Genomic DNA, 15809 nt, shown 5'->3' with positions numbered 1-15809 from the left:
CACGGTACAAGGATAGTATTACTTGTTCGGGCGCCCAACTAAGTCATCTGCTCATAGCTATATCACGGCGATTCGCCTCCTGCTTCTGGTCGCACGACCTCAGTTCTCACGGCGTCACGGCCGGCCTGTGGGGCCGGAGGCGCGACCGCGTGGCCGATCCGGAAGCCGCGTGAGAGCGGACTGCAACCCGATTGCGCAGCGCATGACAATGTCGAGAAGGATCCGATGAGCACTGTTACTGAACGTGTCAATGGAGTCGTCCACGAGGCCCCGCTCGTGGTGGTGGCCGGATTCGGGGCCGCGGGTGCCGCGGCGGCGGTCGCGGCAGCCGAATCCGGCGCTCGGGTTCTTGTCTGCGACCGTGCGCCCGCGGTCGATCGCGGTGGCAACACTCGCGAGAACTTGTTCTACATGAGCATGAAGAGCGTGGATGAGGTCGACCCCGACCTGATCGCGGCCCTGCGCGCGTCCACGGCGCCGGCGGAAACGGCCGCCGCCGGGTGGGGTGTCGACCGCGAGTTCCTCTCCGCCTGGATCGAGGACGCGGCACCGACTCTCAAGTGGCTTCGGCAGCTGGGATTCGAGTTCTCCTACAGCGAGAGCGACATCATCGACGACGGCTTCGCGCCCGGTCTGATGCCTCACGGCGGCGGCAACGTGATGCTCGACGTCCTGGAGGACAAGGCGAAGCGGCTGGGCGTGCAGTTCGCCTACGAGACCGCACTCGTGGACATCCGGACTGGCGAGGACGGCACGGTCACCCATGTCGTTCTCGAAAGCGCCGGCGCACGCCGCAGCGTTTCGGCGCAGGCGGTGATCCTGGCAACGGGCGGGTTCCACGGCAACTACGAGCTCATGACCCAGTACCTCGGCCCCCGCGCGCGGTATGCCGTACCGCTGACTCGGTACGCCTACTACAACAAGGGCGAAGGCCTTCGCGTCGCCCTCGGTCTCGGCGCGGCGACCACCGGGGATCTGGGTGAGTGGCACGGACTGACCATCGACGCCCGCGCCAAGGGCGAACGGTGGGTCGTCGGTGGAGGCCCGCTGGGGATCATGGTGAACACGGACGGTCGGCGGTTCGTCGACGAGGCGCTGTGGGAGCCCGCGGAGAAGGCGGTCCGGGACCAGCCGGGCGGAACGGCGTTCTACCTCCTCGATGCGGAGGGAAGCCGCCATCCCTTCTACGAGCGGAGGTTCAGCAGCGGAGGGGCGCCCCTCCGTGCGAACACGATCGAGGAACTGGCGGAACTGATCGACGTTTCCCCCGAAGAACTCGCTCGCACGGTCGCGGAGTACAACGCCGCATGCGACGCGGACTCCGCTGGCGGTGGTGCGGGCACGAGCCTCGACATCCCGAAGACCGACGGTGCCGTACCGCTCACCGAAGCGCCCTTCGAGGCCTGGCCGGTCCAGGCGGGCATCTGCTTCAGCCTGGGCGGCTTGAGGGTCGACGCACACGGTCGTGTGCTCTCGCTCGACGGCAGGCCGATCCCGGGGCTCTACGCCGCCGGAGACGTCGCCGGCGGCTACTTCGGCGAGTACGTGAACTACACCTCATCCCTCAAGGCTCTCGTCCTGGGACGCCGAAGCGGTTGTCACGCCAGTACTTCTGAATCGAGTCCGACGGCGTGAGCCGTGAAAACCCAATCGGCCTGGGCAAGTAATCGAACCACCGGCACCCATGTGGAGCCGTTCCTATTCGGAGGAAAGTCTCGTGCACACTAACCAGCTCACACCGGACATGTTCGAGGTCAGGCATGACGGCGCGGTGGGAGGTATGGACTCCATCTTCCCCGATTGGGACCGGCATGACCGTTTCGGCATCGTGATCCACGAGGCATGGGGAGCGATCGGAGCCAGCCTCTTGATTCAGGGCGCCGTTTCCGAGTTCTTCCGGGCACGCCGTGCGGCGGGAATCAAGGACATCTATCCCGAGATCTACGCGATTCACGTGGGCCGGGATTTCGGTGACCTCAGCATGTACGATTTCTGGCCGCACAACAAGGAGACGGTCGTCGAGAACAACCCGGCGAAGGTGCTGCAGGCGATCAACGACCGGGCGATCACGCGACTGGCCGTTCCTGCCGGCGAGCGTAAGCGCTACGACCTGATCTGGCCCGAGGTGATCGCGGTCAAGGATCGTATGAGGACCGTCATCGCGTACGACGCCAGCGGCAGGACCCCCGAAGCAGACATCGAGATCCACGCCACGTCGGACAAGGTCGAGCCGAACACCGTGCAGAGCCTGGACATCCTCACCCCCATCCAGGAGTACAAGGACTCGGAGCTACCCGACCAGCGTCGCTGGATCGGCTACGTCAACGCCCGCCTCACAGCGGTCACGCCCGAAGAGACGCAGCGTGCCTTGGAAGCCCACCGCGCCAATCTCAAGGACGGTCTCCCGGTCGAGACGTTTCTGAAGGCCGACGTCAAGTACGCCCTGGACCGACTGGTGGCGTGAAAAGGGGGCCGCGACATCTCGCGGCACGCAAACGCACATGACAAGGAAAGAGTTCGCCGAGCACGGCGACATCGATCGGACCCCAGGTGGTCGATCACCAGGTCCGATATGTTGAAAGAAGGCGAGCGATGAGTTCCCCAATTGAGCTGCGTGTCGTCGATGTTGTCGCGGAGACCGTCGATGCCAAGTCTTTCGTCCTCGAACCGCCGGAGCCCACGAGCTACAGCTCCGGCCAGTTCCTGACGATAGCCGTGCCGTCCGAGGAGCAGGGCTTCGTCGCCCGTTGCTACTCCCTCGCGAGCGCTCCGCACGAGGGCGGTCTGCTGACGGTGACGGTCAAGCGCACACCCGGCGGTTACGCGTCGAACTGGCTGTGTGACAACGTCCGCGTCGGTCAGGCCCTCAAGTCACTGCCGCCCAGCGGGGTGTTCACCGCAGCATCGGTGGACGACGACCTTCTGCTGTTCGCCGGCGGAAGCGGCATCACGCCGGTCATCTCCCTGGCGAAGGAGACCCTGGCGCGTGGCTCCGGCTCGGTGGCGCTGTTCTACGCGAACCGCAGTGCCGACTCCGTCATCTTCGGATCGACGCTGGCGAAACTGGCCGCCGAGTACCCGGACCGGCTCACGATCACCAACTGGTTCGAGGACAGCCAAGGGCTTCCGACGGCGGCAGGCATCCGTGCATTCGCGGAGCAGTTCACGGACCGCCACGCGATGATGTGCGGCCCGGCTCCCTTCATGCAGGCTGTCTCGGACGTTCTGAAGTCTTTGGATTTCCCGCGGGAACGACGCCGTCAGGAGAAGTTCGTGTCCTTGAGCGGCAACCCCTTCGAGATCAGTGCCGAGGTCGTCGATGCTGCCGACCTCGGCGCGGCTGCTCCGGAGGGAGCCGGGTGCACGCGGGTCTCTGGTGAGATCGATGGTGCCGCATTCGAGTTCGACGACTGGCGGCCCGGGGTGCTGCTGCTCGACTTCCTGCTGGAGAAGGGCATCCCCGCCCCCTTTTCCTGCAGGCTCGGCGACTGCAGCGCCTGTGCGTGCCGGGTGATCGAGGGTGACGTGGAGATGGTCACGAACGAGGTGCTGGAGCCCGAGGACATCGAGGAGGGCATCCGCCTCGTGTGCCAGTCATTGCCCGTTACCGAGCATCTCAAGATCAGCTTCAGCTGAGCTGGGGTTACCCAGTGGCCCTGCCGAAGGGGGCTGCCTCGCTCTCGGTGAAGTCGTGGGAGTGGGGTGGTCGGGATTCGACCGTACGGTCAGCCCAATCGGCAGGGCCTGTCGGACATGCGGAAGGTGGTTGCCGACGGACGTTATTTGAACACCAGGTGCAGTATTTCTTCGCGCCCAGTGTTGGGTGCTCGGACTCGACTGCCGCAGCGAGCTCGATCCGCCGTGGGCGTGCTCCGGCGGACGCATTGTCTGGCGGTGGTATGGGCGTCAATCAAGGCCAGAACCTTCGCCATCGGTTGACCAAAGCTACCAAATGCCTCATCTGGCCGCACGGTTAACGGTATTCCCTTTGGTGAACGCGGCGCCCCTTCATTGCTGTTGAGGGCACCATTTTTGCTGCTCGCATAATTTGCTCGGAGCGTGCGATGAGTTGCCGCCCGTAGATCGCTCCTGCCGTTGTTCGTGTGTGATTTCTGATCGTCGGCTCGGGGCCTGACCTGCCTCGACCGGCGTCATCTCTTGCTGGCCCCTCCTGGGATCTCATGTCTCCGGCGCGTGGTGCGCGTGGAGTGGATCAGATGCCTGAGGCCTCGGGGTCGGCAATGGTTAGTTAAATCGGTCGAACGTTATCTGTGCGCGTCTTGACACTTATCGCTCACTCCCTGAGTGTACGAGAACAAGACTGACGCGTCGCCCAGAGCACTGGGTCGAAGACGCACTCGCCGGCGATGGCTGGTCAGTTCTCCGCTCATCTCTCACAGCCTTCAGGCCGCAGGCACAGCCTTCAGGCCGCAGGCACAGCCTTGAGGCCGCAGGATTCCCCCTCGAAAGGAACGTCGATGGCTACCACTGGTGAACCCATTGCCGTGGACCCTGGATCGCCTTCATCGGCGGACGGTGCCACCGGAAAGCAGCTGCGTGGCAAGCTCGGAACCCGTGACCTGATCTTCTCGGCGATAGCCCTGGCCGCACCTTTGAGCGCCACCACGGGCTACGTGTCCATCAACATCGCTTACGGCAACGGACTGGGCACCCCGACCACTTTCCTGGTGATCACCGTCGCGCTCGCCCTCTTCGCGGTCGCCTTTGGCGGGATGGCGCAGTACGTGGAGAGACCCGGTTCCTTCTACGCCTACATCTGTGCGGGGCTGGGCAAGCCCATCGGCCTGGGTGCCTCGTTCCTCACCCTCCTTGCCTACGCCGTCCTGTCCCTCGGCTTCTACGGCTATGCCGGCGTCGCGACCGCAGCGTTCGTCGTCCGGGAGGGCGGTCCGGATGTGCAGTGGTGGGTGTGGTCGCTGTTGTTCTGGGCCATCGTGGGCACCCTCGGATACCTTCGCATTGACATCTCGGCGAAGGTGCTCGGCGTCGCCCTGTTCGTCGAGGTGCTTGTCGTGCTGATCTTCGATGCGGTCGTCTTCGCCAAGGGCGGCCCCGAAGGTGTCTCCGCCACCGTCTTCACCCCGGACGAGTTCTTCTCCGGCCAGGTCGGCCTCGCCCTGGTGCTCGCGATCCTGTTCTTCGTCGGCTTCGAGTCGACCGCCATCTACCGCGACGAGACCTCCCAGCCCGGGAAGACCATCTCGCGGGCGTCCATCATCTCCGTGGTCCTGATCGGCGTCTTCTACACGATCACTTCGTGGGCGGTCATCACCGGGCTCGGCACTTCCCAGGCTGTCAAGGCCGTCAACGATGACCTGGCTGGTTCCTTCTTCACCGTGTCCGAGCGCTACATCAGCGCGGGCTTCAACGACGTCACGTCCGTGCTGCTGCTCACCAGCATCGCTGCCTCCCACCTGGGGCTGCAGAACATGATGAGCCGGTACGTGTTCAACCTCGCGAAGGACGGCATCCTCCCCAAGCCCCTCGCGGCGGTGCACGGACGTCACGACTCGCCCCACATCGCCTCGCTCACGACGAGCGGCGCCATGCTCCTGGGCGCCGGTGTCATGGCCGCTCTCGGTATGAAGGGCGAGGAGGTCTACTCATGGTTCGCCGGTGCGTCCTCAGCTCCGATCGCGTTCGCCCTGTCGCTCACCTCGCTTGCCGCGCTCGTCTACTTCGCGCGCGTCCAGAGCTCTGCCGCGATCTGGCGATACCGTATCTCTGCCGCCCTTGCCACGGCTTTCCTGCTGCTCTGCGTGACCATTGCGCTCCTCAACCTTCCTTCTCTCATGGGTGGTTCAGCGGCATTCCGCAACGGCACGCTCCTCGTCTTCTCGGCGGTCTTCATCGTGGGCGTCGCCTTCGCCGTCGCACTGCGTGGACGCCGTCCCGAGATCTATGCCCGAATCGGACGCGAGGAGGCGTAGTAGGAGTTGGGCTTACGTACTCGCTTTAGTCGTCCTACGAGCCCCCGCCCGTGCGCCCGATGCCAACCGTTGGCATCGGGCGCACCGACGTATCGACTGATCTGAGTCGAGCTGCGCACCATGGATCTTCAGCTGCGGATGACGCTCGCTCGGTCAGATGACCAGGAGGAGGGACCGTCGCCGTGGGTGTTGAGCGGGTCGGCAACGTCGAAGCTGGTTGTCCGGGGCTCCTCGGCGAGGCAGTGACCCTGCTCCGGCGTTTGAGGATCGACGGGCGGCCGAATTCGGGCCGAAGCCCAGATCGGACCCTCCTCCCATCCTCACGGTGTACAGATAGTGCGACGCTATACTCGCTCTTGTGACAAAAGAGCCCCAGGGTCCGGACGGAGAAGACGCAACGGTGTCCCGGCCATCAGCACCAAAGAGTGCTGCCGGTGAGTCGGCCGGGGGTTCTCTCACTCTCGAGCGCGGGCTGCGCGTGCTCACGCTGCTCGGTGAGCGTCCACTGGGATTGACGGTGTCCGCGATCTCTGAAGAGATGGGGACGCACCGAGCCGGCATCTACAGGCTCCTCAAGCCCTTGGAAGCGGCGAACCTCGTAGAGCGCCGGCCGGACGGGCGATTCACGCTCGGCCTGGGGCTGCTCAACCTCGCGGCCAATGTGCGTTCACGGCTCCAGGAGGTCGCCGCGCAAGAGCTGCAGGAACTGGCCAACGAGCTCTCTTGCACCTGTGCCCTCACGATCCGTCATGGCGAGGACGGGGTGGTGGCCATCGTTCAGGAGCCCGTCGTCTCTCGGATGCACATCGCCTACCGCCCTGGGCTTCGCCATCCACTCACGCAGGCAGCTTCCGGTCTGGCGATTCTGGCTGGTGACAACCCCCGTCCTGGAGAGCGACCGGAGATCACGAAGGCGCGCGAAGTCGGTTTCGCCGTGACTAGGGACGAACTCTTCACGGGGGCGAGTGGCGTGGCGGTCCCGGTTCTGGGGCCGGAAGGCAGGGCTACGGCGAGCGTCAGTGTGGTGTGGCTGGGGGTCAACCCGGACGAGAGCCGGGCGATCGAGGCGCTCCAGGCATGTGCGGCGCGGATCATGGCCGCTCTGCCGAAGGAGAACGGCGAGAGGTTGGCCCAGCCCATTTCTCGGAAATGAGGGCGCCGGGTTCGCTGCCACGGGGGATGGCGTAGGTTCGAGCCGGTTTCCCGTGGCGATCTGGCGTACGTTAAGTACGCGCTCTGTGCGCATATCGACCACATTCTGAACCCTGCTTCTGTGTCGTCTCTATGAATAGGAGGGTGCAGGTAGTCAGGATGTGGCGCCCAAACCAGCGCCGAGGCCGTCCCGCTGAGGGCGTATCCGCAGCGGAGCGCTTCCGGATGTAACGACGGAACGACGGCGCGAGTGGATCACCGCCGCTTGGACTCGTACTCCGCGATGAGCCTCCACCTGAATTCGAAGCACTTGCCCCACTCGGCCCTACTGCGTCTGCAGCACGAACAGTGCCAGCAGTGGCACGACGACGTAGGGGCCGCGCCCCGAGACGCTGAGGTGACTTCGGAAACCGGCAACCGTGCCGCTTCAGCGGTGAGGGCTGCCGCCGCACACCTTTTTTGCGGCGCCTGACGATCCGTCAGATCTGTTCACGTGCCAGCGCGTTCGACCGGACGATCCCACTCGGGCCGCGTACTGGAGGCAGGACCTCGATGAAGACTCGCACTACTCTCGGGCTTGCGGCAGTCGCCTCGTGCGCTGCGCTGGTCACCGCGGTCGGGATCGGTAGGGACAGCGACGGTAAGTCCGCGTCGTCCTACCTCAAGCCCTCGAACGGGCCGTACGTAGCCCTCGGAGACTCTTACACGTCCGGGCCGAAAATACCTGCACAGAATGGCAGGCCTGCAGGTTGCGACCGATCCAGTCGGAACTACCCCGCGCTGGTGGCAGGCGAACTCGGCGTGAAATCAGATGAGTTCCGAGACATGAGTTGCAGCGGTGCCACCACTGACGACTTGTTCGCTCCGCAGTCCACGGACAACGGAGTCAACCCGGCCCAGTTGTCCGCCGTGTCCGACGCGACCCGGCTGATCACCTTGGGAATCGGTGGCAATGACATCGGATTCAGCTCGATGATCACCACGTGCGTCAAGGTGGGCGTCCGCTATCAGATAGAGACAAGGATCGACTCGGAGACTGACGACGCTCCGTGCCGGCGCAAGTTCGTCTCCGCTGGCACCGATGAGGTCCAGGCGAAGATCGAGGCAGCAGGCGGGCGGCTGTCCAGCGTGCTTGACGACATCGAACGCCGGGCGCCCAAGGCGCGAGTGTACGTGGTGGGCTATCCGGCGATTCTGCCCGCCGACAGCAGCGGGTGCGAACGCGCGATGGGGCTCGCGCCAGGTGATGTGAGCTTCCTTCGGGAGAAGGAACAGCAGCTCAACGCGATGCTGCGCAACAGCGCAAGAGTTGCCGGAGCGGTGTACGTCGACACCTACACGTCCTCCATCGGGCGTGACGCCTGTGCGGGCCAGGACGTGCGCTGGGTCGAACCGCTCATCCCGGAGTCCGCAGCGGCTCCGGTGCACCCCAACGAACGCGGTGAGCTCGGGATGGCCAGGGCCGTTCTGCGCGTGGTAGGCGCGACCGGCTGACGCAGGCGCCGCGGGACCGGCAGAGCAACGGGCGACCCCGGCTGTACTGCGAATTCAGTACCCAGTCCAGCGGATTCGGTAGGCGGCATTGCCAGTAGCTGTATGACGACGGAACAGGTCCTCACCGGCAAGGCTGGAGGGGCAATCGAGAACGGACTTGGAGTTCGCTGACGTGGCAACTTTTCTGTATCGACTGGGCCGTATGGCCTTCCGGCGGCGAGGCTATGTCGCCCTCATGTGGGTGGCCCTCCTAGCCGCCGTGGGGCTGAGTGCTCTGCAGGCGCCGGCAGCCTCCGACGAGGAATTCTCGATGCCTGGGATCGAATCCCAGAAGGCATTCGACCTCCTGGAACAGCGTTTCCCTGGCGCAGCGGCCGACGGGGCCACCGCGCGGGTGGTGTTCGTCGCCCCCGACGGCCAGAAGGTGACCGCGACCGACAACCGGCAGGCGATCGAAGAAGCGGTCGACTCGCTGGCCGATGGTTCGCAGGTGGCGGGCGTCGCGGACCCGTTCGAGTCGCAGGCGGTCAGCAAGGACGGCTCAACGGCGTACGCGACGGTGTCGTACAAGGTAGCGTCCGACCAGGTCACCGACGCCAGTCGTACGGCGGTGGAGAAGGCCGCCGACCAGGCGCGTGAGGCGGGCCTGACCGTCGAGGCCGGTGGCTCGGCGATGGACAGTGGTGGCGGTCCGGGCGGGGTCGCCGAGATCATCGGCATCTCGGTGGCGGCGCTCGTGCTGTTGTTCACCTTCGGCTCGCTGGCCGCCGCCGGGCTACCGCTGCTGACCGCGATCCTCGGCGTCGGCGTGAGCCTGTTCTCGATCCTGGCCCTGTCCGACGCGCTCGGGCTGTCCACGAGCACCGGCACGCTGGCGATGATGCTGGGGCTGGCGGTCGGCATCGACTATGCCCTCTTCGTCGTCTCCCGCTACCGCGAGGAACGCGCGAAGGGCCGGACGCCGGAGGAGGCGACCGGGCTGGCTGTCGGTACCGCCGGGTCGGCGGTCGTCTTCGCCGGGCTCACCGTGGTCATCGCGCTGGTCGGCCTGTCGGTGGTCGGTATCCCGATGCTGACCAAGATGGGTCTGGCCGCCGCCGGCGCGGTTGTCGTCGCCGTGCTGGTCGCGCTGACCGTCGTCCCGGCGTTCCTCGGGTTCTGGCCGAACGCCGTGCTGACACGCCGGGCCCGCAAGCAATCCAAGGAGGGTGAGACCGCCGAGGTCCGCCGGCGAGCCGCGCGAGGCAGGCGGCTGCTGCCCGGGCGGAAGGCCCTGGCCCGGAAGAGCACAGAGGGCGAGGTCGTGCCTCTGAACAGCCTCTCGGCGGAGAAGCGCGACCGGGACAACATGGGCACCCGCTGGGCCCGCTTCGTGCTGCGCCGCCCGCTCCCCGTACTCATCCTCGGCGTCGTGTGTCTCGGCGCACTTGCGATACCGATGACCTCCCTCCAGCTGGGTATGCCCGGCGACGAGGCCAAGCCCACCTCCACTACGGAACGCCGCGCTTACGACGATCTCGCCGAGGGTTTCGGACCCGGCTTCAACGGGCCTCTGACCATCGTCGTGGACGCTCAGGGCTCCGCCGACGCGAAGGCGGCCGTGGCGACGATCAGCGAGAAGATCGGGGACACCGAGGGAATCGTCTCGGTCTCGCAGGCGCGCTTCAACGAGGCTGGTGACACCGCGGTGTTCATGGCCACGCCGTCCACCAGCCCCACCGACGAGAAGACCAAGACCCTCGTCAAGACCATCCGTGGTGAACGCCCCGCCATCGAGTCGGAGGCCGACGCGTCCTTCGAGGTCACCGGCACGACCGCGCTGAACATCGACATCGCCACCAAGGTTCAGTCGGCGCTGGTGCCGTATCTGATCGTGGTGGTCGGTTTGGCGATCGTCCTGCTGCTGGTGGTCTTCCGGTCCGTGCTGGTGCCGATCAAGGCGGCACTGGGCTTCCTGTTGTCGGTGCTGGCAGCCCTCGGCGTGGTCGTCCTGGTCTTCCAGCAGGGCCATGGTGCGAGCCTGTTCGGCGTGGAGCAGACGGGGCCGATCATGAGCCTGATGCCGATCTTCCTGGTCGGTATCGTCTTCGGCCTTGCCATGGACTACGAGGTCTTCCTTGTCGCCCGGATGCGGGAGTCCTACGTCCACGGGGAGTCGGCCCGGCAGGCGGTGGTCTCCGGGTTCCGTCACAGTGCTCGAGTTGTGGTGGCCGCCGCGCTGATCATGATCGCGGTCTTCGCCGGCTTCATCGGTGAGCACGACTCCATGATCAAGATGATCGGGTTCGGCCTGGCCTCCGCAGTGCTCTTCGACGCCTTTGTCGTGCGGATGGCGATCGTGCCCGCTGTTCTGGCCCTGCTTGGGGAGAAGGCCTGGTGGATGCCGAATGGACTGGATCGGATCCTGCCCCGGGTCGACGTGGAGGGTGAGGCCTTGAGCCGTCGGCCTGCCGAAAGTCAGGTTCTCGACCCGGACCCGACCCCGGACGAGTCGGTCGAGGTGCGTGTCTGACCCCGGCCTTGCCGATTCCTGGGCCGCCCGAGGCCACGCCTCGGGCGGCCCGCACGGGCCGTTCGCCGCCGCATCAGCCACCATGGACCAAGTACTCGCAGCCGGAGAAACACGATGACGAGCAACATTGAGCGCTTTACGGAGCGTCATCCCCACGCCGTGGACACGATGGCGATTTTGGCGCTGTTCGCATGCACGGCCCTCGGTACCTCGCTCAGTCTTCCCGGGGCCGATCTCCCACGCGACGATCGGATCGCGACTCTCCTGGCCGCCGTCTCCTGCCTCAGCCTGCTGAGGGCGCGCAGTCACCCGCGCTTCGCCGTAGCAGTGACCACTGTCTGCACTGTGGCCACCGGAGCCCTCGGCTACCTTCCCACTCCGCTGCTGCTTGCGCCCCTCATGATGGCGCTGTACTGGTTTGCGGTCCGCACCGATTCCAAGATCACGCGCTGGTACGGTCTGGTGATCATGGCCATGGTGGTGAGTACCGCCATCTTGGACAAGCCCAACAGCGACATGCTCCTGCTGCGGACGGTTGGTCCCGTGCTGTGGCTGCTGCTGCCCTTGGTCGGTGGCGGCAGCGCGCGCATGCGACACGATTATCTGCAATCCGTGCACGCACGGGCGGCGTATGCGGAGCGCACCCGCGAAGAGGAAGCACGGCTGCGTGTAGCGGAGGAGCGCATGCGTATCGCCCGCGAACTGCACGATGTGGTCGCTCACCACATGGCGGTGGCCCACGCGCAGGCCGGCACGGCTGCCCACCTCGCTCGCACCCACCCGGAGCAAGCGCAGAAGATCCTCGCCGACCTGGCGGGCACGACATCCTCCGCTCTGCTGGAGCTGCGGGCCACGGTGGGTGTACTGCGTCATGCCGAGGACTCGGAAGCCGAGTCGCTTGAACCGGCTCCCGGCCTGAGCCGCCTGCCGGAGCTGGTGGCGGCGTGTGAGTCGGCCGGCTTCGCGGTCACGGTCGTCAATGAGGGAGAAGTCCGGCCTCTGTCTCCGGGGGTCGACCTGACGGCGTATCGGATCATCCAGGAAGCTCTCACCAACGCCACGAAGCACGCGTCCGACCACGCCGCCCGTGTCCGGCTCGGTTACTCGGACACCTTTTTGACCATCACAGTCACCAACGATGGCACCACTGTCCCCCCGACGGTACCCGGCGGCGGGTACGGGCTGATGGGCATGCGTGAGCGCGCCAACTCGGTAGGCGGGAACCTGCGTGCCGGGCCCCGCCCCGAGGGCGGCTTCGAAGTGGCCACCGCCCTGCCGATTCAGCCCTACACCCAGGCGAACAGCCTGGCCGAACGACAAGAGGCAACCCCTTGACCATCCGTGTCCTGCTCGCCGACGACCAAGCCCTGCTGCGAGGCACGTTCCGGCTCCTGATCGACTCCTGCGCCGACATGGAGGTGGTCGGCGAGGCCGGGGACGGCCAAGAGGCCGTTGACCTCGCCCGCACTCATCACCCTGATGTCGTCCTCATGGACATCCGCATGCCGGGCACGGACGGTCTGACAGCCACGGCCGCAATCTGCGACGACCCCGATCTGGCCACCACTCGAGTCCTCGTTCTGACCATGTTCGAGACCGAGGAATACGTCGCCCAGGCCCTGCGCGTCGGTGCCAGTGGCTTCCTGGGCAAGTACGTCACCACGGAAGCGCTGCTGACAGGGATCCGTACCGTCGCAGCCGGCGAGGCCCTGCTGTCACCGGGGGCCACCCGGACCTTGATCAAGCGCTTCCTCACCGGCTCCTCGCCAGCAGCCCTCATCGCGCCCGTTGAACGCCTCAGCGACCTCACTCCGCGCGAACGTGAAGTCACCGCACTGGTCGCCCAAGGCCATTCCAACAACGAGATTGCCGACAAGCTCGTGCTGAGCGTCCTGACCGTGCGTACACACATTCAGCGTGCCTTGACCAAGCTCGGCGCCCGTGACCGTGCTCAACTTGTGGTCATTGCCTATCAGACCGGCCTGGTGCGTGCCGAGCCGACCAGTTTCTGACCGCGGCCACCGCATCGCTCCGGCTCGACAGCGGACAGGAGGATGTCAGACTCACCAACAGCCCTTCGAAAAGGCCCGTAGTTCTGCTTAGCCTCGCGCTTTCGGCTACTCCGGCCACGGCGTGCAGATGGCGACGCACATGGGCAAGCAGATGGCTGAGTACATGAACGGGACGCCAACCGCCAACCCCTGGCGAGACCTGCCCTTCCGACGTATCCCGGGACACTTCGGCCCGCCCTGGTTCCTGCCCTTCGCGGGCGCCTACTACAAGTTCAAGGACCTCATCAAGTAGGCGTGAGACAGGGACTGACGTGAGACAGGGACTGAACAGATGGGCGGTGGATGTATGACGGCCCCCTCGCACCCCTGGGCCGTACGCCCCGCCGGATCGCACCCGGTCTGCGGGTGGAGACCGGCCCGGGGGCCTGGCGTGGTGGACGCCGTCGCCTTGCGGCCAGCCGGCCGAGCAGGCGGGGGCCACACCCGGCCCGGGCCAATGCAGCGCCTGTTGCACCCCCGCCCGCAACAGCGAGCCGATCGTCCTGACCGTCCCGGAAATCCGCTGCCTGCTCCCCGCCTCTTCAAACCACCACGGTCCGGGCGGCATTGCCGGGTGGGGCCGTGGAGCCACGGGGATTTTCCCGGTCCCGGGTCTCTCGCCGACGGCACCGCTCACAGCGACACTGCTGCGGCGACGAGCGCGATGAGCGGCGGCGAGATCTGTGCCACGGTGCCGCCGACGCCGGAGCCTTTGGCGCGGCCGAGACCCATACGGTCCGAAACAGCGAGCGTGACCCCCGCGAGCACCATGTAAGCGCAGGTGTAGAACACCAGAGTGCGGCCGACGGTTTCGTTTCCGCTGTGCAACGCGATCAGGCCGATGACGGTGCCGAGGCCCAGGAACAGGTTGTAGAAGCCCTGGCAGAACGACCACAGCTTGACTGCCGGCACGTCCTCACTCGGGATGTGGAAGATCCCCTGGTGCACGCTCGGACGGTCGAACACGATGGTCTCCCACACGAACACCAAGACATGGATCGCCGCGGCCAGGCCCGCGAACAGTTGCGTGACCGCGTTCACGGCAGCTGTTCCGACAGCCGGATGCCGTGTCGGCCGACGACCTCCTGGAGCAGCGGGAACGCCTCCTCGAGCGGTGTGCCGGCGGGCACCGTCCGGTCGATGTCGCGGAAGAACCTGCCCATCGCGTCGGTGAGGCTGATGGCGAGGAACCGCACCGACGGGGTGTGGACGGTGAAGGTGTGCAGGGCGTTCGGCGGGATGGTGATCGACGCGCCGGGTCCCAGGTCGTGGAGCTCGCCGTCCACGAACACGGTCATCCGGCCGTGGAGCACGTAGTACGTCTTGGCCCACGGGGTGCCGTGCGGGGGCACGGTCGGACCTCTGGGGGCGTCGACCTCGAACAGTTCATAGGTGCCGTCGGTGTGCTCGGCGTCCACTTTGACGATGATCCTGGCGTCCGGCGAGTCCAGTTCGAGGCCCTCGCCCACGCTGCTGAGGTGTGTCTTGTGTGCCATGAGCCGAAGCTAGGACCCTGGCGTGGGGCTTTCCATCCCGGAAATCTGGGATATCGGACCGTCAGGACGAGGCGCATACTTCCGACATGTGGGAAGGACGGGCGCAGAGCGTGCGCCGTGACATCGCCGCACTCGCGACAGCGGGCCTCGGGATCACCGAACTGCACACGGCCGCGATCGAACTGGTGGGCCGGGTCGTATCCGCCGAACTGTCCTGCTGGGCCTCTCTGGACCCGGACACCGCAGTGATCAGCTCGATGACCAGTGGCGCCAGCCGCATCCCGCAGCGGTACGAGCCACTGCTGGCAACGTACGAGTACAACGGCACGGAACCGCACACCTTCGCCGAACTGGGCCGGCGCCCGGTGCCGGTGGCCAGATCGTCGGACCTTCCGCACCGCGACATCGTCCGCAGTGGCCGGGCCAACGAGGTCTGGCGACCTCTGGGGCTCGATCATGAACTGCGTGCCGTGTTCCGCGTCGACGGCGCGTGCTGGGGTGCGGCGGGCATGGTGCGGTCCGGCGACTTCAGCGACCGCGAGGTCGAGTTCGTCACGGCCGTGGCACCGGCGCTGGCCACCGCGACCCGCCTGGCGGCACGGTCCGGTGGCCGCCGTGGACCCGGTGAGCCCGCGATCGTCGTGGTCGGCCCGGACGGCAGACCCCGGGCTGCGACGGCAGCGGCCCAATCCTGGCGAGGCGAACTGGACGAGATCGCACCCGGCCGATTCGCGGTCATGCTGCGCGCGGTCGTGGTCGGTGCGCGGGCCGCCCCCTCCGGGGCGTTCCGGGCGCGGGTCCGCGACGCCTCGGGCGGCTGGATCCTGATGGAGGCCAGCAGACTGATCTCCGGGGAGGACGACGACGAAACCGTGGTCACCTTCAAGCAGCCCTCGGGCGCCGAACTCCTGGGACTGCTGTTCGCGGCGTACGCGCTGACCATCCGCGAACGCGACGTCTGCCGGGAGGTGATCGCCGGCCGCTCTACCTCGGACATCGCGACCAGGCTCGGGATCTCCCCGCATACCGTGCAGGATCACCTCAAGTCCATCTTCGGCAAGGCCGACGTATGCAGCCGAGGAGAGCTGGTCGCCAAGCTCCAGCCGGAGAACCACACCGTCCGCAGGAACGTGTCCCCGGGCCCCCCGTCGGC

Annotated in this window: 13 protein-coding genes; 11 read left to right on the top strand and 2 right to left on the bottom strand. The window is 66.3% G+C overall.

Annotated elements, in window-relative coordinates:
• Nucleotides 1-225 precede the first annotated feature (225 nt).
• The 10 genes from FNH04_RS00065 (at nucleotide 226) to FNH04_RS00020 (ending at nucleotide 13413) form a co-directional block, all read left to right on the top strand.
• Entirely contained in the window at nucleotides 226-1635 is a 1410-nt protein-coding gene (locus FNH04_RS00065) for an FAD-binding protein (protein WP_152779099.1), read from the top strand.
• An 82-nt stretch (nucleotides 1636-1717) separates the two neighbouring features.
• Nucleotides 1718-2464: a hypothetical protein gene (locus tag FNH04_RS00060; protein WP_152779098.1), complete on the top strand. Its 747-nt coding sequence runs from the start codon at nucleotides 1718-1720 to the stop codon at nucleotides 2462-2464.
• An 86-nt stretch (nucleotides 2465-2550) separates the two neighbouring features.
• Nucleotides 2551-3636 carry a ferredoxin--NADP reductase gene (locus FNH04_RS00055; protein WP_322722113.1) on the top strand — a complete coding sequence of 362 codons (1086 nt, stop codon included), beginning with the start codon at nucleotides 2551-2553 and terminating at the stop codon, nucleotides 3634-3636.
• An 842-nt stretch (nucleotides 3637-4478) separates the two neighbouring features.
• Nucleotides 4479-5951 carry an APC family permease gene (locus tag FNH04_RS00050; RefSeq protein WP_194236479.1) on the top strand — a complete coding sequence of 491 codons (1473 nt, stop codon included), beginning with the start codon at nucleotides 4479-4481 and terminating at the stop codon, nucleotides 5949-5951.
• Between the two features lie 358 nt (nucleotides 5952-6309).
• Nucleotides 6310-7104 (top strand): IclR family transcriptional regulator, encoded by a 795-nt coding sequence (locus FNH04_RS48810; protein ID WP_152779096.1) that lies wholly within the window; start codon nucleotides 6310-6312, stop codon nucleotides 7102-7104.
• Between the two features lie 551 nt (nucleotides 7105-7655).
• Nucleotides 7656-8597 carry an SGNH/GDSL hydrolase family protein gene (locus tag FNH04_RS00040; RefSeq protein ID WP_152779095.1) on the top strand — a complete coding sequence of 314 codons (942 nt, stop codon included), beginning with the start codon at nucleotides 7656-7658 and terminating at the stop codon, nucleotides 8595-8597.
• A gap of 172 nt (nucleotides 8598-8769) precedes the next feature.
• Entirely contained in the window at nucleotides 8770-11109 is a 2340-nt protein-coding gene (locus FNH04_RS00035; RefSeq protein WP_322722108.1) for an MMPL family transporter, read from the top strand.
• 114 nt (nucleotides 11110-11223) lie between these two features.
• Entirely contained in the window at nucleotides 11224-12444 is a 1221-nt protein-coding gene (locus tag FNH04_RS00030; RefSeq protein WP_152779094.1) for a sensor histidine kinase, read from the top strand.
• On the top strand, nucleotides 12441-13121 hold the full coding sequence (locus FNH04_RS00025) for a response regulator transcription factor (protein ID WP_152779093.1): 681 nt from the start codon (nucleotides 12441-12443) through the stop codon (nucleotides 13119-13121). The genes FNH04_RS00030 and FNH04_RS00025 overlap by 4 nt, the downstream gene beginning before the upstream one ends.
• 127 nt (nucleotides 13122-13248) lie before the next feature.
• The gene (locus FNH04_RS00020) at nucleotides 13249-13413 is read left to right on the top strand and encodes a hypothetical protein (RefSeq protein WP_228030915.1); all 165 of its coding nucleotides are present in this window, start codon (nucleotides 13249-13251) and stop codon (nucleotides 13411-13413) included.
• A 380-nt stretch (nucleotides 13414-13793) separates the two neighbouring features.
• On the opposite strand, the gene FNH04_RS00015 is transcribed toward FNH04_RS00020, so the two are convergent.
• Together FNH04_RS00015 and FNH04_RS00010 are read right to left on the bottom strand one after the other, a co-directional pair.
• Nucleotides 13794-14201 carry a DUF1304 domain-containing protein gene (locus tag FNH04_RS00015; RefSeq protein WP_322722105.1) on the bottom strand — a complete coding sequence of 136 codons (408 nt, stop codon included), beginning with the start codon at nucleotides 14199-14201 and terminating at the stop codon, nucleotides 13794-13796.
• On the bottom strand, nucleotides 14198-14656 hold the full coding sequence (locus FNH04_RS00010) for a cupin domain-containing protein (protein ID WP_152779092.1): 459 nt from the start codon (nucleotides 14654-14656) through the stop codon (nucleotides 14198-14200). Before FNH04_RS00010 ends, FNH04_RS00015 begins: the two co-directional genes overlap by 4 nt.
• 86 nt (nucleotides 14657-14742) lie before the next feature.
• Between FNH04_RS00010 and FNH04_RS00005 the strand changes: the two genes are divergently transcribed.
• Nucleotides 14743-15809 (top strand): helix-turn-helix transcriptional regulator (locus tag FNH04_RS00005; protein WP_152779091.1); only part of this gene is annotated, 1067 nt, incomplete at its 3' end.

The sequence above is a fragment of the Streptomyces phyllanthi genome, assembly GCF_009377205.1.
GTDB lineage: Bacteria > Actinomycetota > Actinomycetes > Streptomycetales > Streptomycetaceae > Streptomyces > Streptomyces phyllanthi.
Note: the sequence above shows the minus strand (reverse complement) of the source record. Positions and strands in the feature narration are given on the sequence as shown.